Annotated in this window: 20 protein-coding genes; 8 read left to right on the forward strand and 12 right to left on the reverse strand. The window is 70.3% G+C overall.

The annotated features are described in order from the left end of the window. Nucleotides 1-48 precede the first annotated feature (48 nt). The 4 genes from lysA to ACX80W_RS06820 all read right to left on the reverse strand — a co-directional run bounded on the left by lysA (nucleotide 49) and on the right by ACX80W_RS06820 (nucleotide 4146). Nucleotides 49-1491 carry a diaminopimelate decarboxylase gene (gene lysA, locus ACX80W_RS06805; RefSeq protein ID WP_459281649.1) on the reverse strand — a complete coding sequence of 481 codons (1443 nt, stop codon included), beginning with the start codon at nucleotides 1489-1491 and terminating at the stop codon, nucleotides 49-51. Between the two features lie 91 nt (nucleotides 1492-1582). Further along, the gene (locus ACX80W_RS06810; protein ID WP_459281651.1) at nucleotides 1583-2413 is read right to left on the reverse strand and encodes an amino acid ABC transporter ATP-binding protein; all 831 of its coding nucleotides are present in this window, start codon (nucleotides 2411-2413) and stop codon (nucleotides 1583-1585) included. A gap of 2 nt (nucleotides 2414-2415) precedes the next feature. Further along, entirely contained in the window at nucleotides 2416-3252 is an 837-nt protein-coding gene (locus tag ACX80W_RS06815) for an amino acid ABC transporter permease (protein ID WP_459281653.1), read from the reverse strand. A 72-nt stretch (nucleotides 3253-3324) separates the two neighbouring features. Beyond that, nucleotides 3325-4146, reverse strand: coding sequence for a transporter substrate-binding domain-containing protein (locus ACX80W_RS06820; protein WP_459281655.1), 822 nt, complete (start codon nucleotides 4144-4146; stop codon nucleotides 3325-3327). Between the two features lie 436 nt (nucleotides 4147-4582). On the opposite strand from ACX80W_RS06820, the gene ACX80W_RS06825 reads away from it, so the two are divergent. Then, nucleotides 4583-6334, forward strand: a complete 1752-nt coding sequence (locus ACX80W_RS06825; RefSeq protein ID WP_459281657.1) for an MOSC domain-containing protein — start codon at nucleotides 4583-4585, stop codon at nucleotides 6332-6334. Between the two features lie 18 nt (nucleotides 6335-6352). Here ACX80W_RS06825 and ACX80W_RS06830 read toward each other — a convergent pair whose 3' ends face one another. Beyond that, nucleotides 6353-6733, reverse strand: coding sequence for a hypothetical protein (locus ACX80W_RS06830; RefSeq protein ID WP_459281659.1), 381 nt, complete (start codon nucleotides 6731-6733; stop codon nucleotides 6353-6355). A gap of 78 nt (nucleotides 6734-6811) precedes the next feature. Next, nucleotides 6812-7363, reverse strand: coding sequence for a P-loop NTPase family protein (locus ACX80W_RS06835; RefSeq protein ID WP_459281661.1), 552 nt, complete (start codon nucleotides 7361-7363; stop codon nucleotides 6812-6814). Between the two features lie 97 nt (nucleotides 7364-7460). Between ACX80W_RS06835 and ACX80W_RS06840 the strand changes: the two genes are divergently transcribed. From ACX80W_RS06840 to ACX80W_RS06855, 4 genes are all read left to right on the forward strand, one after another. Continuing rightward, entirely contained in the window at nucleotides 7461-8666 is a 1206-nt protein-coding gene (locus ACX80W_RS06840; RefSeq protein WP_459281663.1) for a sensor histidine kinase, read from the forward strand. A gap of 47 nt (nucleotides 8667-8713) precedes the next feature. Continuing rightward, entirely contained in the window at nucleotides 8714-9460 is a 747-nt protein-coding gene (locus ACX80W_RS06845; protein WP_459281665.1) for a response regulator, read from the forward strand. Between the two features lie 108 nt (nucleotides 9461-9568). Further along, nucleotides 9569-10348: an ABC transporter ATP-binding protein gene (locus ACX80W_RS06850; RefSeq protein ID WP_459281667.1), complete on the forward strand. Its 780-nt coding sequence runs from the start codon at nucleotides 9569-9571 to the stop codon at nucleotides 10346-10348. 1 nt (nucleotide 10349) lies between these two features. Continuing rightward, the gene (locus ACX80W_RS06855; protein WP_459281669.1) at nucleotides 10350-12932 is read left to right on the forward strand and encodes an ABC transporter permease; all 2583 of its coding nucleotides are present in this window, start codon (nucleotides 10350-10352) and stop codon (nucleotides 12930-12932) included. A gap of 110 nt (nucleotides 12933-13042) precedes the next feature. Here ACX80W_RS06855 and ACX80W_RS06860 read toward each other — a convergent pair whose 3' ends face one another. From ACX80W_RS06860 to ACX80W_RS06870, 3 genes are all read right to left on the reverse strand, one after another. Next, nucleotides 13043-14110, reverse strand: coding sequence for an LLM class flavin-dependent oxidoreductase (locus ACX80W_RS06860; RefSeq protein WP_459281671.1), 1068 nt, complete (start codon nucleotides 14108-14110; stop codon nucleotides 13043-13045). A 78-nt stretch (nucleotides 14111-14188) separates the two neighbouring features. Then, nucleotides 14189-14854, reverse strand: a complete 666-nt coding sequence (locus ACX80W_RS06865; protein ID WP_459281673.1) for an NADPH-dependent F420 reductase — start codon at nucleotides 14852-14854, stop codon at nucleotides 14189-14191. Beyond that, the gene (locus tag ACX80W_RS06870) at nucleotides 14851-15366 is read right to left on the reverse strand and encodes a MarR family winged helix-turn-helix transcriptional regulator (protein ID WP_459281675.1); all 516 of its coding nucleotides are present in this window, start codon (nucleotides 15364-15366) and stop codon (nucleotides 14851-14853) included. Before ACX80W_RS06870 ends, ACX80W_RS06865 begins: the two co-directional genes overlap by 4 nt. A 175-nt stretch (nucleotides 15367-15541) precedes the next feature. Between ACX80W_RS06870 and ACX80W_RS06875 the strand changes: the two genes are divergently transcribed. After that, nucleotides 15542-15931, forward strand: a complete 390-nt coding sequence (locus ACX80W_RS06875; RefSeq protein WP_459281677.1) for a hypothetical protein — start codon at nucleotides 15542-15544, stop codon at nucleotides 15929-15931. Here the strand turns inward: ACX80W_RS06875 and ACX80W_RS06880 are convergent. Further along, on the reverse strand, nucleotides 15928-16833 hold the full coding sequence (locus ACX80W_RS06880) for a DUF4031 domain-containing protein (protein WP_459281679.1): 906 nt from the start codon (nucleotides 16831-16833) through the stop codon (nucleotides 15928-15930). The two genes, ACX80W_RS06875 and ACX80W_RS06880, sit on opposite strands and share 4 nt — an antisense overlap. A 157-nt stretch (nucleotides 16834-16990) precedes the next feature. Here ACX80W_RS06880 and ACX80W_RS06885 point away from each other — a divergent pair, with 157 nt between their 5' ends. Together ACX80W_RS06885 and ACX80W_RS06890 are read left to right on the forward strand one after the other, a co-directional pair. Further along, nucleotides 16991-18085: a WD40/YVTN/BNR-like repeat-containing protein gene (locus ACX80W_RS06885; RefSeq protein WP_459281681.1), complete on the forward strand. Its 1095-nt coding sequence runs from the start codon at nucleotides 16991-16993 to the stop codon at nucleotides 18083-18085. 10 nt (nucleotides 18086-18095) lie between these two features. Further along, nucleotides 18096-18383: a MoaD/ThiS family protein gene (locus ACX80W_RS06890; protein ID WP_459281683.1), complete on the forward strand. Its 288-nt coding sequence runs from the start codon at nucleotides 18096-18098 to the stop codon at nucleotides 18381-18383. 35 nt (nucleotides 18384-18418) lie between these two features. Here the strand turns inward: ACX80W_RS06890 and ACX80W_RS06895 are convergent, their stop codons facing one another. Both ACX80W_RS06895 and ACX80W_RS06900 read right to left on the reverse strand, forming a co-directional pair. Next, entirely contained in the window at nucleotides 18419-18670 is a 252-nt protein-coding gene (locus ACX80W_RS06895; protein WP_459281685.1) for a CDGSH iron-sulfur domain-containing protein, read from the reverse strand. Next, the gene (locus ACX80W_RS06900; protein WP_459281687.1) at nucleotides 18667-19698 is read right to left on the reverse strand and encodes an iron-containing redox enzyme family protein; all 1032 of its coding nucleotides are present in this window, start codon (nucleotides 19696-19698) and stop codon (nucleotides 18667-18669) included. The genes ACX80W_RS06895 and ACX80W_RS06900 overlap by 4 nt, the downstream gene beginning before the upstream one ends. Nucleotides 19699-19822 lie beyond the last annotated feature (124 nt).

Genomic DNA, 19822 nt, shown 5'->3' on the forward strand with positions numbered 1-19822 from the left:
CCCGCGGCCGGAAGACAGGAATCTTCCCGGCCGGCCGCCGGGAGAGGCCTATTCCCAGACGTCGCGGCGGAACAGGTCGTCCTCGGTCTCGCCGCGGACGATGAGGCGTGCCCGGCCCCCGGAGACGGCCACCACCGGCGGGCGCGGCGTGTAGTTGTAGTTGCTCGAGAGCACCCAGCAGTAGGCCCCCGTCCCGGGGACTGCGAGGAGGTCCCCGGGCCGCAGGTCGGACGGGAGGTAGACGTCGCGGACTACGATGTCCCCGCTCTCGCAGTGCCGGCCGACCACCCGGGACAAGGCGGGCGGAGCGTCCGAACTCCGGGAGGCCAGGACCGCGGAGTAGTCGGCTCCGTACAGCAGGGGGCGGGGGTTGTCGCTCATCCCGCCGTCAACTGAGACATACCGCCGGGGGAATACGTCGTCCTCGTGCTCGACGTGGTTCGTCTTGAGCGTGCCCACTCCGTACAGGGTAAAGGTGGAACTGCCCACGATGGCGCGTCCGGGCTCAATGGAGATCCGCGGAATGTCGATGCCGAGGCGGCCGCACGCGCCGGCGATCACGCGGGCCATGGCGGTGGCGACGTCCTGCGGGTCCTGCGGGGAGTCCGCTGCCGTGTAGGCGATGCCGTAGCCCCCGCCCAGGTCCAGCTCCTCCAGCACCCTTCCGTGCCTTCTCCGCATCGCCGCGGTGAATTCCAGCAGCCGCTCGGCGGCGAGGGCGAACCCGTCCGAGGAGAAGATCTGCGAGCCGATGTGGCAGTGGAGTCCGAGGAGGCGGATGCCGGCGTCCTGCAGGGCGGCCGACACCGCGGCTTCGGCGGCGGATTCGCGCCCGCCGACGGACGCCATCGAGAGGCCGAACTTCTGGTCCTCATGGGCGGTGGCAATGAATTCGTGGGTCTCGGCGTGGACGCCGGGCGTCAGCCGCAGCAGCACCGGGGCGGTGGTGCCGCGCTCCCGGGCGAGTTCACCGACGCGCCCGAGTTCCTGGAGGCTGTCGACGATGATCCGGCCCACGCCTAGATCGAGGGCGCGGATCAGTTCGGCGTCGGACTTGTTGTTGCCGTGCAGGCCAAGCTGCGAACCCTCGATCCCGGCGCGGGACGCCAGGGCCAGCTCTCCACCCGAGCAGGTGTCCAGCCGCAGGCCCTCCTCGACCACCCATTTCGCCACCTCGACGCACAGGAAGGACTTGCCGGCGTAGTAGACGTCGGCCCCGCCGCACAGCGGTTCGAAGGCGTCGTTGAAGGCGGTGCGGAACGCCCGCGCCCGCCGTCGGAAGTCGTCCTCCGAGATCACGTAGGCGGGGGTTCCAAACTCCCGGGCCAGGTCCGCGACGCCGACCCCGCCCACCTGCAGCTCCCCCGCTGCCGAGCGGCCGGCGTCGCCCGCCCAGAGCTTGGCGGAAAGCTCATTGAGGTCGGCGGGGACCTCCAGCCACTGGGGGGCCAGGGGCGAAGCGGCCCGCGCCATTGTCTGTTCGATCGTCATCTCTGTGTCTCGTTCCGGTGGAAAACAGTTGCACGGGCCCCGCGTCCGCGCCTGCGGATGCCGCCCGGGCGGTCGGGGTCAGGAGGCGGGGTCAGGAGGCCGGGGAGAGCCGTTCCTCCGCGAGGACCTCGTCCGCATCCACGACCATGGGGTTGAGGACCCGGTGCAGGAAGGACTTGGTGCGCTCCTCCTGCGGGTTGCCGATGACATCCCTGGCCAGGCCCTGCTCGACGATGTAGCCGCCGTCCATGAAGACCACCCGGTCGGCGACCTCGCGTGCGAAGGCCATCTCGTGGGTGACGATCACCATCGTCATGCCTTCGTTGGCGAGGGACTTCATCACGGCCAGGACCTCGCCGACCAGCTCGGGGTCCAGTGCCGACGTCGGCTCGTCGAACAGCATGAGCTGCGGTTCCATCGAGAGCGACCGCGCGATCGCCACGCGCTGCTGCTGGCCGCCCGAAAGCTGCGTCGGGTAGGCATCCTCCTTGTGCGACATGCCGACCCGGTGCAGGTTGAGGCGTGCCGTGGCAAGTGCCTCCTCCTTGCGCCGCTTGAGGACCTTGACCTGGGCGACGGTGAGGTTTTCCAGGACGGTCAGGTGCGGGAAGAGGTTGAAGGACTGGAACACCATGCCGATGCGCCGGCGGATGCGGTCCAGGTCGGCGTCCGGGTGGGTCACCTCGTCCGGCCCGACGAGCACGGTGCCCGAGGTCGGGGTCTCCAGGAGGTTCACGCAGCGCAGCAGCGTCGACTTGCCTGATCCGGAGGGGCCGACGATGCAGACGACCTCCCCGGGGTTGATCTCAAGGGAGATGTCCTTGAGCACCTCATTGGAGCCGAAGCTTTTCTTGAGGTTGCGGATCGAGATGGCGTGCGAACCGGCGGCACCCCGGGGTGCCGGTGTCGGGTGGGTCGTCATGGTCAGCGTGCTTTCGCGTAGCGGGCTTCGAGCTTGCGCACGAGGCCGGACAGGGGAAGGGTGATCGCCAGGTAGCACAGGGCGGCCACGATCAGCGGCGTCGCATTCACCGAGCGGTTCAGAAAGTCCTGGGCGAACTTCGTGAGCTCGTACTGGGCGGCCGTGACTCCGAGGACATAGACCAGGGAGGAGTCCTTGACCAGGAGGATCATCTCGTTGGTGAGCGGCGGGATCACCACCCGGAAGGCCTGCGGGATGACGATCGTCGCCATCGTCCGCGACTGGCTCATTCCCAGCGTGCGTGCGGCTTCGAACTGTCCCTTGGGGATCGCCTGGATGCCGGCCCGGAAGGTCTCCGCCATGTAGGCGGCGGCGGTGATGCCGAGGCCGACCATCACCATGCCGTATTTGTCGCCGGGGAACTGGAACCCCGGGAAGGCATTCGGGATGCCGTAGGCCACCATGAACAGGACGACGAGGGCGGGCACACCGCGGAAGAACTCGACGTAGGCGCCGGCGAACCACCGGTAGGCGGCAACGGAGCTCAGCCGCATGATGGCCAGCAGCAGTCCGACGACGAAGGCGAACACGAACGCCAGGGCGGCGTAGATGATCGTGTTGACGAGACCGATGAGGATCACGCGCGGAAGCATCCGCTCGAGGATGTCGAACCGCAGGAAGGCTGCGCTGAAGGTCGCCCAGTCGGTCATCACCGCCAGGAGGCCGATGACGACGACCCCCAGGGTGTACTGGACGCCGAGCGAGAGGCGGGCTCTCTGCCGGCGCGTCAGCCGCGGCGATACGGCCTCGGGGGCGGCGTACGTGGTCTGTGTGCTCATGGTTTCCTCACTGGTGCTGCACTCGATCGGGTTCCTTCCCGCGGCGGCCGGCGGCCGCCGCGGGCGGGCCGATCAACTCTGGGGGACGTCCCCGATCCATTCCTTGAAGATCTCGTCGTAGGTGCCGTCGCTCTTGGCCTTCGCGAGCACCTCGTCCACGACCTCCTTGAGGGCCGTATTGCCCAGTTTCATCCCGAGGCCGTACTGCTCGCCGGTGTCGAACTGGGCGGCGATGGTTGCCTTGCCCGGGTTGGCCTTGAGTGCCTCGGTCCAGACGGGCAGGTCGTTGATCGCCGCATCCACCTGGCCGGTCATCAGTGCCTGCGTCAGCGAGGCGAGGTCCTGGAACTCGACGATCTCGCATCCGCACTCGGGGTGGGACTGCGCGTAGTCAAGGCCGGTGGTGGCCGACTGGGCGCCGAGCTTCTTGCCCTTCAGTTCCTCCAGCGCCTTCACGTCCTCCCCTTCGGGAACCAGGAGGGCCTGGGTCGCATCGAAGTATGGTTCGGAGAAGAGGATGGCTTCCTTGCGTTCGTCCGTGATGGTCATGCCCGCGGCGGCGATGTCGCACTTGCCGGTGGACATGTCCTCACCGGACTTGATCCCCTCGAACGGGGTGTCGATGATGGCAGTTTCGGCGCCCAGCCGTTTGGCCACGAGGTTGACCAGGTCGATGTCGAACCCGACGGTCTTTCCGGAGTCGTCATTGACCTGGAAAGGCGCGAACGGAAGGTGGGTGCACACCGTCAGTTTGCCGGGTGAGACGAGCGAGACGCCATCGGCCTTGCCGGCCGAGGAATCCGGGGCGGCGGAGGACGGGCTCCCGCACGCGGCGAGCGCCAGTGCGCACAGAGCCGCGAGAGCGGCAAACTTGGACCTTCCCTGCAACTGCATGGGTCTCCTTCTTTGCTGGCCGGACGTGCGTCGGCCTTGGCGGAATGACGGGCACAGCGGCGTTTCCGAGGCCCGTTTTCCTGCCGGCAGCTTCGGGAACTGCCCAACGTCGACGGGGTCCCGGAGCCCGGGCCGCCCCCGGTGTGGGGACGGTCACATCGTGTGTGAATCGAGTATGGACTTATTTACGAGGGACCGCAAACGCCGTCCGAAGAATGATTTGATACACAGAGTCGAGGGGCGAAGGGCCGGCATGCTCCTGGCGGACGGCCCTTCGACCGGCACCGCCGATCCCGAGGTGCCGACGTAACCTGACGCCCCGCCCGGAAATGCCGGTTCCCCTGGCCCGCGGAATGGCGCGGTCCCCATCGCCGTGGGGCCTTCGACGCAAGGGCGGCTCTGGTGACCGGCCGAGCCCCTGCGTAGGATACCCACCATGACGGAGGTCGAGGGCGTGGCCTGCGGCCGGCTGCGTTCACTCAACGTCGGGATTCCCCAAGACGTCCCCTGGCAGGGGAAGACCGTGCACACCGGGGTGTACAAGCACCCGGTCGGGGGGCCGCTGATGGTACGCCGGCTCAATATCGACGGCGACGGCCAGGGCGACCTGCACGGACACGGAGGCGAGCAGCGGGCGGTCCTGGTCTACCAGCAGCAGTCCTACGAGCACTGGTCCGGATTCCTCGGCCGGGGCGACCTGGCCCCGGGATCCTTCGGGGAAAATTTCACCGTCGACGGACTGCCCGACGATCGGGTTTGCATCGGAGACCGTTACCGCATTGGGGAGGCGGAATTCGAGGTCACCCAGCCCCGTGTGACCTGCTTCCGGGTGGGGATGCGCCTGGGTGAGCCACGGATGCCCGCGCTCCTTGTCGACCACCACCGTCCCGGGTTCTACCTGCGGGTCATCGCCGAGGGGGAAGTCCGGCCGGGCGACCCGATCATCCGGACGCTGCACGGGCCGCACCGGCTGACCGTCACCGAAGCCGACGCCCTGCTGTACCTTCCGAACCGCTCCCAGGAGGCACTGCGGAAGGCCGTCGACATCCCCGCCCTGAGCCCCGGTTGGCAGCAGTCCTTCCAGGATCTGCTGCTCACCGACCTTGCCGCGGCGACGGTGACCGGGGCGCCCGCCGAGGAGCCCGGCTGGAACGGGTTCCGCCCCCTGAGGATCACCCAAACCGTTCGTGAAACCCCGACCATCACCTCGGTGTACCTTGGCGCCGGCGACGGCGTGAGCCTCCCACCGGTCATCCCCGGCCAGTACCTGACCCTGCGTGTCTCCCTGGGGGACGCGGTGTCGATCCGCAGCTACTCCATTTCGGACGCGCCCGACCCCTCCACCTACCGGATCAGCGTGAAGCAGGAGGAACACGGGCTCGTGAGCCGGTACCTCCACGACGGGATCGCCGTCGGCGGCACCGTCGACGTCGCCGCCCCCCGCGGACAGTTCAGGTTCCGCGGCGGGACGGGCCCGGTGCTTTTCATCTCGGCCGGCGTCGGGGCGACCCCCTTGGTCCCCATGCTCAAGGAACTTGCCCGCACCGGCAGCGGCCGGGGCGTCTGGTGGATCCACACGGCAAGGGACCCCCGCGAGCACGTCTTCGCGGATGAGGTGCGCGGCTACCTGAGGCGCTTGCCCCATGCCCGCGGCGCAACCTTCTACACGCGGGCCGGGACCGCCGTTGCGGGGGCGTTCACCGGCCGTCCCACCGCCGACCGGCTCGCGGAACTGGGAGTTCCCACAGACGCTGAAGCATATGTGTGTGGGCCGCCCACCTTCATCGGCAGCATCACTGAAGCCCTCACCGGTCTCGGGATGGATCCCGCCTCCATCTACTCCGAACTCTTCGGCGCCCTCCCCCCGGTCAACCCCGGGCTGGTCGGCGCCTCCACGGTGCCTCCCCATCAGCCCCCCGGCCAACCGGGCACCGGGCCCGCGGTGACCTTCGCCCGAAGCGGCCTCACCGCCCGGTGGCGCGAGGATGACGCGTCGCTGCTGGAACTCGCCGAAGCGTGCGATGTGCCCACCCGGTGGTCATGCCGCAGCGGCGTGTGCCACACCTGCCTGACGCCGGTGATCTCGGGCAGGGTGGCCTACCAGCCGGACCCGCTCGAGACACCGGCCGCAAGCCAGGCACTGATCTGCTGCGCCCGCCCCACCGAAGACCTGGTCCTGGACAGCTGAACGGCCCGGATGCCGGGATCAGTCCGGCAGGTCGATCAGGTAGCTCCGGATCCCGGTGACCTTGGCGGTCTTCGCTGCGGAGGCGAACCTCAGCACGTGGCAAAAGGCCTGCCGCGCCCCGCCGGCGAAGGTCAGGACGCCGTCGGCGCTGCCTTCCCTGCCGTGGGTGAGGATGGAGGCGAGCGCAATGCCGGCCACCTCGTCCTGCCGGGAAAGCCTGCCGGTCAGGGCGTCCATTCCCTCGATCGATTCCGCACCGGGGAGGTCCCACCGCACCGTTTCGGCGAGCAGCCGGCGGAGCTGCGGCTCGTCCACCGCGGCCAGGGCGAGCACGACGTCCCGGATGATGAGTTGCCGGGGCGCATTCCCGCAGCCGGCCGGTTCGGTCAGCGCAATCATCGGGTCTTCTCCACTCCTTCCCGCGGTGGTCGGTTCGAGGCTACTACCTTCCGTTCCCCGCGTGCCTCCGGGAGCGCGTCAGTCGCCGCGGGCGTCGCGCGCGGCGCGGACTATCCACTCGTCGAGGTCGGCCGGCCGCCGGAACGAGATCACCGGAGGCAGAGCCGGGTCGGCCCGCATCCTGGCGATGGCTTCGCGTTTCCGCGGGAACGCCCTGAAGTGCCAGAGGATGATCGATTCACGGGTGAAAACGCGGCGGAAGGACTCGGTGTTGCCGTTGCACACCGGCTCCCGGGTCATGCAGCGGCGGATCGTCCGCCGGACAAGGCGGCCCAGGGACAGCCACCGCGGATAATCGAGGGCCACCACGAGCTCCGCCCGGGCGAGCAGGATGTCCCGCCAGCCCGAATAGGTGCTGTCGATCACCCACCGTTCCCGGGCGGCAATGCCGGCCGCGATCCGTCGTTGCTCCTCCAGCGGGCGCTCCCGCCACCCCGGAAGCCATCCGAGGTCGTCATCCGCCGAGTATTCGGGGACCCCGGTGGCCCGGGCATAGGCATGGGCGGCCGAGGTCTTCCCGCTGCCGGTCACGCCATGGAAGACCACGCGCTGAGCAGGTGTCCCGGGCATGGTCTCCAATGTAGCGAACCGGGCGGACCGCGGCGCGGACCGGGTCCACCCTGGGTCGGATGCTGGAGCGGCCGCGGCGGGCCTAGAGTTGATTCTCATGGACCTCCACCTCCGGCTCGCGCGCTGGGTGCGCGCGCATCCCGGCACGGTCGACGCCTGCCTCGCGGCGGGCCTGCTCGTCCTCCTGACCCTTCCCTTCGCCGCCGCCGGCGTGTCCTTCCATTCCCTGATCATCCCGGTGACCGCGGCCTTGGTGATCCCGCTGGCCTGGCGCCGCTCCCATGTGGTGGCCTCAGCCGGCGTCATCGCCGCGGTGTCGGTGCTGCAGCTCCTCACCGGGATCCAGCCGGCGCCGGCTCAGGTCGTCATCCTCGTCACGGTCTATACGCTTGCTGCCCACGCGCCGCGCTGGGCGAGCCTTGGAGGGCTGGGCTTCGCCCTCGCCGGGGCCGCCCTGGGTCTGGTGCGCTACGGGGAGTCGCTGGGTATCGGCGGAAGCGGCCCGGTGCTGGATTCCGTGCCCCTGTTCCTGATCCTGCTGTTCCTCTTCGAGTCGCTCGTGCTCCTGGCCTGGACGGCGGGCGACCTCGCCCGGTCGCGGCGCCGCACCTATCAGGCCCTCGAGGACCGCAACCGGCGCCTTGAGGTCGAACGCCAGCAGGAGCGCGACCTCGCGGCCGCCGACGAGCGCAGCCACATCGCCCGCGAGATGCACGACATCGTCGCGCACTCCCTGTCGGTGATCATCACGCAGGCCGACGGTGCCCGGTACGCGAGCGCGCAGAAGCCCGAACTCGCCGCGCAGGCCCTCGGCACCATCGCCGACACCGGGCGCGGTTCCCTCCGGGAGATGCGGCGCCTGCTCGGAGTCCTCCGCGGCGACGAGACCGTTTCAACGCGTCCACTTCCCACCCTGGACGACATCGACTCCCTTCTCCGCTCGGTGCGGCGGGCAGGCATCCGGGTTTTCTCCCGGCGGCTCGGCACGCCGCGCGGGCAGCTTCCCGCCGGCGCCGAACTCGCCGCCTACCGGGTGGTCCAGGAAGCCCTCACCAACGTGCTCAAGCATGCCGGCGCCCAGACGACCGCGGAGGTCGCCCTCGAGTATGGTCCGCGCGGACTCACCATCACCGTCGACGACGACGGCCGGGGAGCGGCCTCCGACCCGTCCACCGCAGGGGCCGGGATGGGCATCACCGGCATGACCGAGCGCGTGCGCCTCTACGACGGCACGGTGTCGGCCGCGCCGCGCACCGGCGGAGGGTACCGCGTCGAGGCCTTCATCCCGTACACCCAGGCATGAGCCCGCACGCCGCACCGGCCGGACCCCGAATCCAGGAGCAGAACACGGTGGATCACACTGAAGGAACAATCCCGCCCGGGGACCAACCGGGGGCCCCGCCCATCCGGGTGGCCATCGTCGATGACCAGCACCTTGTGCGCAGCGGGTTCGCCATGCTCATCAACTCACAGCCCGACCTCGAGGTGGCCGGTGAGGCCGCCAACGGGGAGGAAGCGGTCCGGACGGCCGCCGTCACCCGGGCCGACGTCATCATGATGGACGTGCGCATGCCGGGGATGGACGGCATCGAGGCCACCCGGCGCATCCTGGTGAACCACGCCTCCGTCAAGGCGGACGGTGCGGGCCGGGGCGCCGGGCCCCGCATCGTGGTCCTGACCACGTTCGACCTCGACGAGTACGCGCTCTCGGCCATTCAGGCCGGGGCCAGCGGCTTCCTGCTCAAGGACGCCCCGCCGGAGGAACTGCTTGAGGCAATCCGAACGGTGCACCGCGGCGACGCGGTCATCGCGCCCTCGACGACGCGCCGTCTGCTCGACCACGTGGCACCGCTCCTGCGCCGGCCCTCTCCTGCCCAGAACGCCCACGCCGCCGCCGTGGCCCGGCTCACCCCCCGCGAGCGCGAGGTTTTCGAACTGATCGCGCAGGGGCTCTCGAACCCGGAGATCGCCCTGAAGCTTTTCCTTTCGGAGGCCACGGTGAAAACGCACGTGGGCCGCATCCTCGCCAAGCTCGAAGCGCGGGACCGCGTGCAGGCCGTGGTGATGGCCTACGAGACGGGAATCGTCCGCCCCTGACTGGGCCGCACCGCCGCCCGGCCGCGTCATCCCCTGGTATGAGGGCCGGCGCCAAAGCTCCGCCCTGGTGTTGATTCATTCGGAGCCCGCGCCGCCTAGCGTGGAATCATGACGACCTCCCTGAATGCACCCGGGCCCCTTGCGGGTTCCGCCTCCCCCGCCCCGACCGGCGCCGTCGCCGCCCGGGGCGTCTCAAAGAGCTACGGGCGCGGCGAAACCGCCGTCCATGCCCTCCGGAACGTCTCGTTGGACTTCGAGCGGGAGCGCTTCACCGCGATCATGGGCCCGTCCGGGTCGGGCAAGTCGACCCTGATGCACTGCCTGGCGGGCCTGGACAGCATCGATGCGGGACGGCTGTGGATCGGGGGCACCGAGATCACCGGCCTTCCCGACGCCGCCCTGACCCGCCTGCGGCGTGAGCGCGTGGGGTTCGTCTTCCAGGCCTTCAACCTGGTGCCGACCCTCACGGCCGAGCAGAACATCACCCTGCCGGTATCGCTCGCCGGAGGCTCGGTGGATACCGCGTGGCTGGAGCAGGTCACCTCCTCGCTGGGCCTGGCCGACCGGCTGTCCCACCGCCCGCATGAACTGTCCGGCGGCCAGCAGCAGCGCGTCGCCGTCGCCCGGGCCCTGCTGACCCGGCCCGACGTCATCTTCGGCGATGAGCCCACGGGCAACCTCGACTCGGCCACCGGCGCGGAGGTGCTGGCCCTGCTGCGCCGAAGCTCACGGGAGATGGGGCAGAGCATCATCATGGTCACCCACGATCCGGTGGCGGCCTCCTATGCCGACCGGGTCGTCCTCATGAAGGACGGCGCCCTCGTCGGCGAGCTCGAGCAATCGACTCCGGACGCAATCCTCGGTGCCCTCGCGAAGCTGGGGGCCTGAGATGCTGCAGGTGGCCCTGGCGCAGGTGCGCGTCCACGCCCGGCGCTTCATCGCCGTCGGCCTCGCCGTGATGCTCGGCGTGGCCTTCGTCTCCGCGGCCCTCACGATCGGTGCCACGACCACGGCGACCCTCGGTGCGAGCATCGGTGCCTCCTATGCGAAGGCCGACCTCGTGGTCTCCGGACCCGATGGGGCCGGAGTTCCGCCGGCCGCCATTGAGGAATTCGCGGCGCTCCCGGGGGTGGAGGCGGCGCACGGCCACGAGCGGGCCTACGCCCAGCTGACCACCGGCTCGTCGACGTCCGGCGCGGCCGTCACCAGCACGGCGCCCCGGGAGCTCGAAACAGCCGAGCTGACGCAGGGCTCCCTCCCCTCCGGGCCCAACCAGGTGGCCCTCGACAGCACGTCGGCGGCCCGCCTCAAGGTGGCCCCCGGTGACACAGTGGCCATCGCGACCGGAGGTCCCTCGACCGATCCGGCCGGTGCCCTGAGGGTTACCGGCCTGACCGAGCCGAGCCCGGACCCGACCCTCTCCGACACCGTCCAGGTCCTCGCACCGGCCTCCCTCGTACGGGACATCAACGGCGGGGAGACCATCATCCGCCATGTCCAGCTGGCGCTGGCACCCGATGCCGCTCCCGCCGCCGTCGCGGCGGCCGCCGTCACCGCACTGGACGGACTGCCTCCGGCCGACCGCGAGGGCATCATCGTGCGCACCGCGGACGAGCAGACCACGGCCGACGTGGCGAACCTCTCGGACGGGGACGACGTCCTGACGGCCATCCTCCTCGCCTTCGCCGCCGTCTCGGTCGTGGTGGCGGGACTGGTCATCTCCAACACCTTCTCGGTACTGGTGGCCCAGCGCACCCGCGAACTGGCCCTGCTGCGGACCCTCGGCGCCGAGCGCCGGCAGGTCCGGGCCTCGGTCCTGATCGAGGCGGCCGTCGTCGGCCTCGTGTCATCCGTCCTGGGCGTGCTGCTGGCTGTCGGGGTCATGGCGGCGCTTGTGGGCCTGGCCCGGCGGACCGACTTCGGCTCCGTCGCGGTCCTGGCCGTCCCGCCGTCCGCCGTGGCCGCCGGGCTCGTGGTGGGCCTGGTCATGACGATGGTGGCCGCCCTCCTCCCGGCGCGCGCCGCCACCCGCGTCGCCCCCCTGGCCGCGCTGCGCCCCGCCGGGCCGGCAGCGGCGCGGAGCACCGCCGGCCGGATCCGGCTCGCCCTCGGGGGCGCCGCCCTCCTGCTGGGCGGCGGGCTCCTCCTGCTCGGCGCCTGGTCCACCGCCATCCTGCCGGCCGTCGCCGGGGGCGGCGTGTCCTTCCTCGGAGTTGTGCTCCTTGCACCGTTCTTCGTGCCGTTCAGCGTCGCGGCCGCCGGGCGGATCGCCCGCCCGCTCGGAGTGCCGGGCAGCCTCGCGTCGCTCAACGCCGTCCGCAATCCCGGACGGACCACCGCCTCTTCCGCGGCGCTCCTGGTGGGCGTCACGCTGGTGACGATGATGCTGGTCGGGGCCCAGGGGGCGCGCACCTCGTTCGAGAAGGAACTCGCCAACAATTACGCCGTGGATCTGGAGGTCGCGGGCATCGGCGGCGAGGCTGCCCTGCCCGGCCGGCCCACGGCCGGCACGCCGATCCCGAAGGACGCGCGGACGTTCCTTCAGGTCGACGGGGTGCAGTCCGCGGTGAAACTGACCCCCGTGGTGCTGACCAGCGAAGAGGACGGCGCACGGCTCGTGTACGCCGCCGATCCGGAGGAAGTGGCCGCAGTCCTTCGCTCCAAGGACACGGTCCTGTCCGATGACATGATCCTGGCGCCCCAGACCCTGCAGGTGCCGGAGGTGACCCTCGACGCCGCCGCCGGCCCGACGAAGCTGCCGGTCACGGCAACCGACGCCGCCTTTTTCCAGCCCCTCATCACCAACGCGACGGCGGCGCGCCTCGGCGGGCCCTCAACCGAGGCGCTGGCCGCCTACCTCGGGGATATCCACGGATCAGGCGGCCAGCCGGCGGTCGAGGGAACCCTGGCCGATTACACCGGTGCGACCTTCTGGCTCAAGCTGGACGACGGGCTCGACGGCGAGGCGGTGGCCGAGGTCCGGGATCAAATCACCGCCGCCGCGGGCGTCTCTGAGTACCAGGTCACCGGGCCGGCCATTGAACGGGCCGCCTACGACGAGGTCATCAACATCCTGCTGCTGATCGTCACCGCGCTGCTCGCGGTGGCGGTCCTGATCGCGCTGATCGGGGTTGCCAACACGCTGTCGCTGTCGGTGTTCGAGAGGCGCCAGGAGAACTCGCTGCTGCGCGCGCTCGGACTCACCCGGGGACAGCTGCGCGGAATGCTCGCCGTCGAGGCGGTGCTGATGGCCGGCGTCGCCGCCCTGCTCGGCATCGGGCTTGGCATCGTGTACGGCTGGCTCGGCGCACAGGCCGCCCTCGGTGATATTGCCTCGGTCGGCCTGCCGCTGCCGGTCGGGCAGCTCGCGGCGGTGCTCGCCGTGGCCGTAACCGCTGGACTCTTTGCCTCGGTTCTCCCGGCCAACCGGGCCGCCAAGCTCCCGCCCGTGGCGGGTCTGGCGGCCGACTGAGGCCGGCCACCGGTTCAATGGTCGACGCCACGGCGCCCCTTCGCCCCTCCTGCGGTCCGCGTCATTGAGGACCGCAGAGGAAGGGACGGAGCAGGCGCCGTGGCGAAGCCTTAGGATTCGCTGCCGAGGATCTCGCGGACCAGCGGGATCACCTTGGTGCCGTACAGCTCGATGTTTTTCATCACCGCGGTGTGCGGCAGGCCCGTCATACCGAACTTGAGCTGGAACCGGGACGCGTGGAGCACTCGAAGGTTGGCGGCGATCTTGCGGGCCACCGTCTCGGGGGAGCCGACATAGATCGCGCCGTGCGGACCGATTTCGTGCTTGAACGATTCCGGCGTGGGGATGGCGAACCCGCGGGTCTTGCTCACGTGCTTGATCACCGCGAGGTACCGGGGCCAGAATTCCTCCTGGGCCTGCTCGTCGGTCTCAGCGACGTGGCCCATGGAATGCACGCCGATCGGCTGGACCGGCCGGCCGAAGTGCTCAAGCGCCTCGTGGTACAGGTTGGAGAACGGCTGGAAGCGGGCGGGCGACCCGCCGATGATGGCGAGCATCAGGTTGTACCCGTGCCGGGCTGCCCGTACCACCGACTGCGGGCTTCCCCCGACGCCGATCCAGGTGGGGAACGGCTCGGCCTCGAGGTGCGGGACGACGTCCTGGTCCGTCAGCGCCGCCCGCGTGGTGCCGTTCCAGGTGACGGGGCTGCCCTTGAGCAGTTCGGCGAAGAGCTCCGATTTTTCCTCGAAGAGCACCTCGTAGTCGCTGAGGCTGTAGCCGAACAGCGGGAACGAATCGATGCTCGAGCCGCGGCCCAGAATGACCTCGGCCCTCCCGGAGGAGATGGCGTTCAGGGTGGAGAACCGCTGGAAGACGCGGACCGGGTCATCGGAGCTCAACACGGTCACGGCCGACCCGAGCTGGATCTTCTTCGTCTGGGCCGCAATGGCGCTGAGGACCAGGTCGCCGGCCGAAAGCGGATAGTCGTCGGTATGGTGCTCGCCGATGCCGAAGAAGTCCACGCCCACGGAGTCCGCCAGGACGCCCTGGTCGACGATGTTCCGGATGGTCTGGGCGTGGGAATTCAGCGTTCCGGCCGCGTCCGAGTGGACATCGCCGAAGGTGTCGAGCCCGAAGGCCAGGGGAAAGCCCGTTCGTGTGTTTGACGCGTCGATCACAGTGTTTCCTTTAGCTGGTTTTCGGGCTCGAGGGTCCCCATGGACGGGTTCCCGGTAGGACGGGCGGCAGGAGGGCGCCTAGGCCGCCGACTTCTCGGAGAGGACCCCTTCGAACTGCTGCCGGGTGAGCGAGGCGCCGAAGACCGGGCCGCCCGGTTCCAGGATCCGCCCGTGGTCGAGGCCGTCCAGCAGGACGGCGTCGTAGCCGATGTTTTCCACCAGGGCTGCCACCATCTCCACCGCGGCCGGGTCGTCCCCGGCCACCCCCAGCGCCAACCGGTCCGGGGAACCGGCCGGCCGGCGGTCCGCTTCGATCTCGTGGTATCCGGCGTGGTTGAAGGACTTGACGACCTTGGCGCTGCTGAGGCGCTGCTGGACGATCTCGCTGCTGCCGTAGCGGGGATTCTCGAACAGCGTCTGCGTCCCGTCGATGGGCGCCCAGTAGTTCATGAGGTCCACGACCACTTTCCCCTCCACCAGGGACGGGTCGAAGTCCTTGAACCGATGCAGCGGGATCGCCAGGATCACGATGTCGGCGTCGGCCGCCACCTGGGCGGGCCAGTCGGCCTTCGCTCCCGGAACGAGGATCTGGGTGATGAGGGCGATCCTCGCCGGGTCGCCGGACCCGGCGATCGAGACGGGGTAGCCGGCTTCGATGGCAACCCGGCCGATGGCCGGGCCGACGTGGCCTGCTCCGAGGATGCCGATCCGCGGCAGTTTGGACGTTGAAGTAAGTGTGGTCATCGTGGGTTCCCCTTGGAGGAATAGGACTGGAAGTGCCGCTGGAGTGAGTCGAGGATGTCGGCCAGGTTGTCGAGCTGGGCCGGGGTGAGCGCGTCGGCGAAGTGCTCCTTCACCGCCTGGAGCTGCGGCACGGAGGCCCGCCGGAAGGCGTCGGCTCCCGCGTCGGTGAGCCGGACGAAGGCGCCCCGGTTGTCCGTCAGGCATTCTTCGCGGCGCACCAGCTCCCGCTTTTCCATCCGGCCGATGTGATGTGAAAGCCGGCTGCGCTCCCAGTTGATCGCCCCCGCGAGCTCGGAGGACCGCACCTCGCGGTCCTTGGCCTCGACGAGCGCCAGAAGGACTTCATAGTCCTGGCCGGACAGGTTGGAGGCGCTCAGCACGGTACCCATGCGGCGGCGCAGCTCCTCCGTCGTGTCGAGAAGTCTGCGCCACACGGCGAGCTCGGCGCCCGTTGGGCTTCGGCGGGCCGGGACGTGTTCCCGGTTTTCCCTGGCGGTGCTGTCGGCACTCATGACATCCCCTCAAGTTTCGTTGACATGTCTACTATACCATATAGCTGACACGTCAACTTTCACCGGGGATGGTCCACGGGAGCGGCCGGCTCCGCAGCCGCCCCGGGCTGCGCGCCGCGTTCCGCCTACCACCCGGGCCCGCCACCCCGGCATCGCCTAGGCTTGAGGGAGAGCCATGGCATGGCACAGCACCGAGGAGCGGGAAATGAAGACCGGAGTAAAGCAGTACGTTTCGGGGGCGGCGCTCCTGCTGCTGAGCACGCTCTTCGTTCCGCAGGGCGTTTCCGAGTTCGCCACCTCCGCCGCCACGGGCGAGCCGGTGGCGGCAACCGCGGGGATCAACCTCGCGGTCGGCATGCTGATGGTCCTCGCCGCGGCCGCACTCCTGGCCTGGGGCTACTGGCTCACCCACCGCCCGGGCGCCCCGCGGAGGGGCCCGGTGGAGGACCCCGACGAACCGCTCCTCCGCCCCGGCTACGGCGGCGGGACCGACACCCCCGACTGGCGTGAGCATCCACTGCGCCCGCGCGACGGCGACGGAGGACCCGGCAGGGCCGGGACCTAACCGGCCGGACGACCCGCGGGAGACTCCAACCGGGCCAGTTCCGCCTGCAGGTTGGCCCGGGCCCGCCCCGTCCACAGCGCCGCCCCCTTTTCGGTGCGAAACAGCGGATCGAGGGCCAGCAGGTGCCGGACGACATCGGCCCTTCCGGCGGTGAACGCGTCGTCCGGGACGTGGGCGTACTCCTTCCGCACCGCCGCCACGTACCCGGCGTAGTCCCCGGCGCGGCCACCGAGGATCGAAAGGTCCGCGTCACAGAGCAGCGCCCCGGCCCGGTCCCCCGGGGCCGGGGCGTGCGTGCGGGTCAGCAGCACCAGCCGTTCCACCTCGGACACCTCGGCGGGCGGCAGCTCGCCGCGCAGCAGCCGTGCGGCGAGCGCGGCCGAGGCCTCCTCGTCCTCCCCGGCCTTCCCGGCGTACACGGCGTCGTGGAACCATCCCGCCAGCAGGACCGGCCGGCGCAGTCCGCCGTCGTCGGGCCCGAGGAGGGCGTCGAGCGCCTCGAGCACGGCGAGGAGATGGCGGAGGTCGTGGTAGGCGCGGTGCGGCTCGTTCCACCGCTCCAGCAGGTCCGCCCCCAGCGCGGTGGCTCCCGGGAGGAGGGCCTGCCACCGGCTGGCCAGTGCCGCCTTGAGGCGTTTGACGCGCCGGCGGGCCGGAATGCGGAGCCCGCTGGCCAGCAGGATCCGCGTCAGGTCCCCGCCGCTGACTTCGACCGCGCCCCGGCGCACCAGGTCCGCGTACCGGCGGGCCGGCACGTCGTAGTGGTCCTCGTCGAAGGCCCGCTCCGGCACCCCGGCATCCGCGGCGAAGGCGTGCAGCTCAGCCAGCGAGGCATTGGAAATGAGGTGCGAGAACTCGGTGCCGTGTGCCGGCCACCGGGGCGGGTCGATGAAGATGGCCATACGGGGAAGTCTAATAAGGACTCCACTCCCCGGGACGCCGCGGCCGGAACGGGCCGGTGCCGCGCGGGTCTCCCGACCCTGTACAGATCCGGTGGCGTATGCGATTCTGCCAGTGTTCCTCGCGACATCCCGTCCACGCAGCCATTTGGGGGCAGCCATGCAGGCTCAGTCGACCACGGTGTTGGCCATCGGCACGAAGAAGGGACTCTGGCTGGCCACCAGTCGGGACCGCAGGTCCTGGACCGTGTCCGAGCCGGCGTTCCTCATGCAGGAGGTGCCCGGCGTCGGCATCGACACCCGCGGCGGGCGGACCCGCATCCTCGTCGGCACCCGGTCCGAGCACTGGGGGCCCTCTGTCGTGCACTCCGACGACCTCGGCGCCACCTGGACCGAACCGGAACGGGGAAGCATCGGCTTCGATGCGGCCGACGGCGCCGCCCTCGAACGGATCTGGCAGATCCAGCCGGACTCGGAGGGCCGGCCGGGCGTCGTGTGGGCCGGCTGCGAGCCGATCTCGGTCTGGAAGTCGACCGACGGCGGGGAGCACTTCGAGCTGAACCGGGGACTGTGGGACCACCCGCACCGCGTCGAGTGGGGCGCGGGGTACGGCGGGGCCGCGGCGCACACCGTCCTTCCCAGCCCCACCGACGATTCGATCCACGTCGCGATGAGCACCGGCGGGGTCTACCGCTCGGTGGACGGCGGGGCCTCCTGGGCCCCGCGCAACAGCGGCATTTCCGCCTACTTCCTGCCGGATCCGCAGCCGGAGTTCGGGCAGTGCGTGCACAAGGTCGCCCGCGACGCCGGGGACCCCCGGCGCCTGTACGCGCAGAACCACCACGGCGTCTACGCCACCCGCGACGCCGGCGACACCTGGACCTCCATCGCCGAGGGCCTGCCGTCGGACTTCGGTTTCGTCATGCTCGCCCACCCGCGCCGGGCCGGGACGGCGTGGGTCATTCCGCTGAAGGCCGACGGCGAGCGCATCCCGCCCGACGGCGAGCTCGCCGTGCACCGCACCAATGACGGCGGCGCCTCCTGGTCGCGGCTTAACCGCGGCCTGCCCACCCGCGAGTACAACGCCGTGCTGCGCGACGCCGCGGCGGTCGACGCCGCCGATCCCGTCGGCGTTTACTTCGGCACCCGCGGCGGCAGCGTGTACGCGAGCGCCGACGAGGGTGGAACCTTCGTGGAGGTCGCCTCCCACCTGCCCGACATCCTCACCGTCCGCGCCGCCGCCGTCACCGGCTGAACGCCCCGCCATGGACTCCGTGACCGTCCTGATCCCGACCCTCCTGCGCCCGCTGGTCGAGGGACGCAGCGAGGTGGTGCTGCCGGCGGAGGCGCCGACCACGGTGGGCGGAGTCCTCGACCAGTTGTGCGGCGGGCGCCCGGCGCTCCACCGGAAAATCCGGGACGAGACCGGCGCGCTCCGGCGGTACGTCAACGTCTACGTGGAGGGTGAGGACGTGCGCCGGCTGCGGCTCCTTGAGACACCGGTTGAGCCGGGCGACACGGTGATGGTCATCCAGTCGGTCGCGGGGGGCTGAGCCGGCGCGCCCTGCGCTCCTTCCGCACCTCGTCGTTACGGACTGGGAGGGTCGGTCTTGAAGCCGATCAGCTTGTGGGACCCGTCGCAGTAGGGCTTGAGGACCGACGCCCCGCACCGGCACAGCGCCACGGTGCGCCGGGTCCGCGGCAGCGGCTCGCCGTCCGGGGTGACCACCTCGAACGCGCCGCGCACCAGCAGCGGGCCGTCCGGGCAGGCGACGATGGAGGCGGCCGGCTGCCCGGAAGGGGCGTCGTCGGTGCGCGGGTCCGGTTCGGCCGCGCTCATGCTGCGAACGACCGGTCCGGCTGCAGGGAGGAGCGTCCCTCGGCCCAGGCATCCAGGATGTGCTTGGTCATCCAGGAATCGACAAGCAGCGCCGCGGCCGCGCCGAAGAGCACGTCCCCCAGGAGCCGCGGGTCGGCCTCGACGAGCCCGCCGGCGAGATCCCGTCCGGCGATCTGCTCGTGGACGGCATCCGCTTCGACGTGCTCCTCGAAATACCCGGTGGCGTCCTCCCCGTACCCATGGCGGGCGAAGCCCCGCGCATAGAGCCGGTTGGGCTGCGAGGACGTCATCTCGTACGCCGTCAGGTGGCCGACAATGGCCCCGCGCAGGCGCCGGTTCAATCCGAACAGCGACATCATGTTCGTCGAGGCGAGGGTGATGGCCGGCGCCGCGTCCAGGTAGGCGCCGTAGGTGTCATCGAGGCCGACGGCGCGCATGGTGCGGGCGAAGAGCGCCGAATGCATGCGGGCCGGGCTGCCTCCGCCGTACTCGTCCGCCTGGATCTCGACGAGTGCCGCCTTCGCGCGGCCGGTGAGGCGGGGAATGGCCCAGGTATGCGGGTCCGCTTCCTTGAGCTGGTAGATCGATTTCTGGATCAGGAATTCGCGCAGCTGCTCGCCGGTTGCCTCCTTCGCGACGAAACGCGACATGCTCGGGCCGGTGTCCTCGCCGGTCATCCGGAACAGCTCAGCGGCCACGGCGTCGCTCGTGGGCTCCGGAGCGGGTCCCACCGCAACGGCCGCCCGGAGCCGCTCCTCGAAGGCGGCCTCGATCAGCTGGCGGACACGGATGAGGTCCGGGTTCCACTCCCAGCCCTCGGCGGCACCGTCGATCCCCGAGTAGTGAAGCTCGTACAGGCAGAAAAGGGTGAGCTGGAGGTCGTCGTCGACGACGACGTCGGCGGTGCCGGCGAGCGCGCCGCGCACCGCATCCTCCAGGTGCTGGATGCCGGCCGGGGCGGCGGGCTCATCGGTGAGGATCTCGAGGAGAAGCGCGCTGATGTTGCCGCGCGGCGTGGGCTGCTTCATCGGAAACTCTTTCTGTCTCTGGCCGGATAGCCGGGGTCACGATTGAATGCTAAGCATACTTGCATTCAATCGGCGGCTGCCTACCCGTGCACAGGGAACTGCCGGGACACCCATCCGATGGACG

The sequence above is a fragment of the Arthrobacter melezitosi genome (assembly GCF_054511055.1).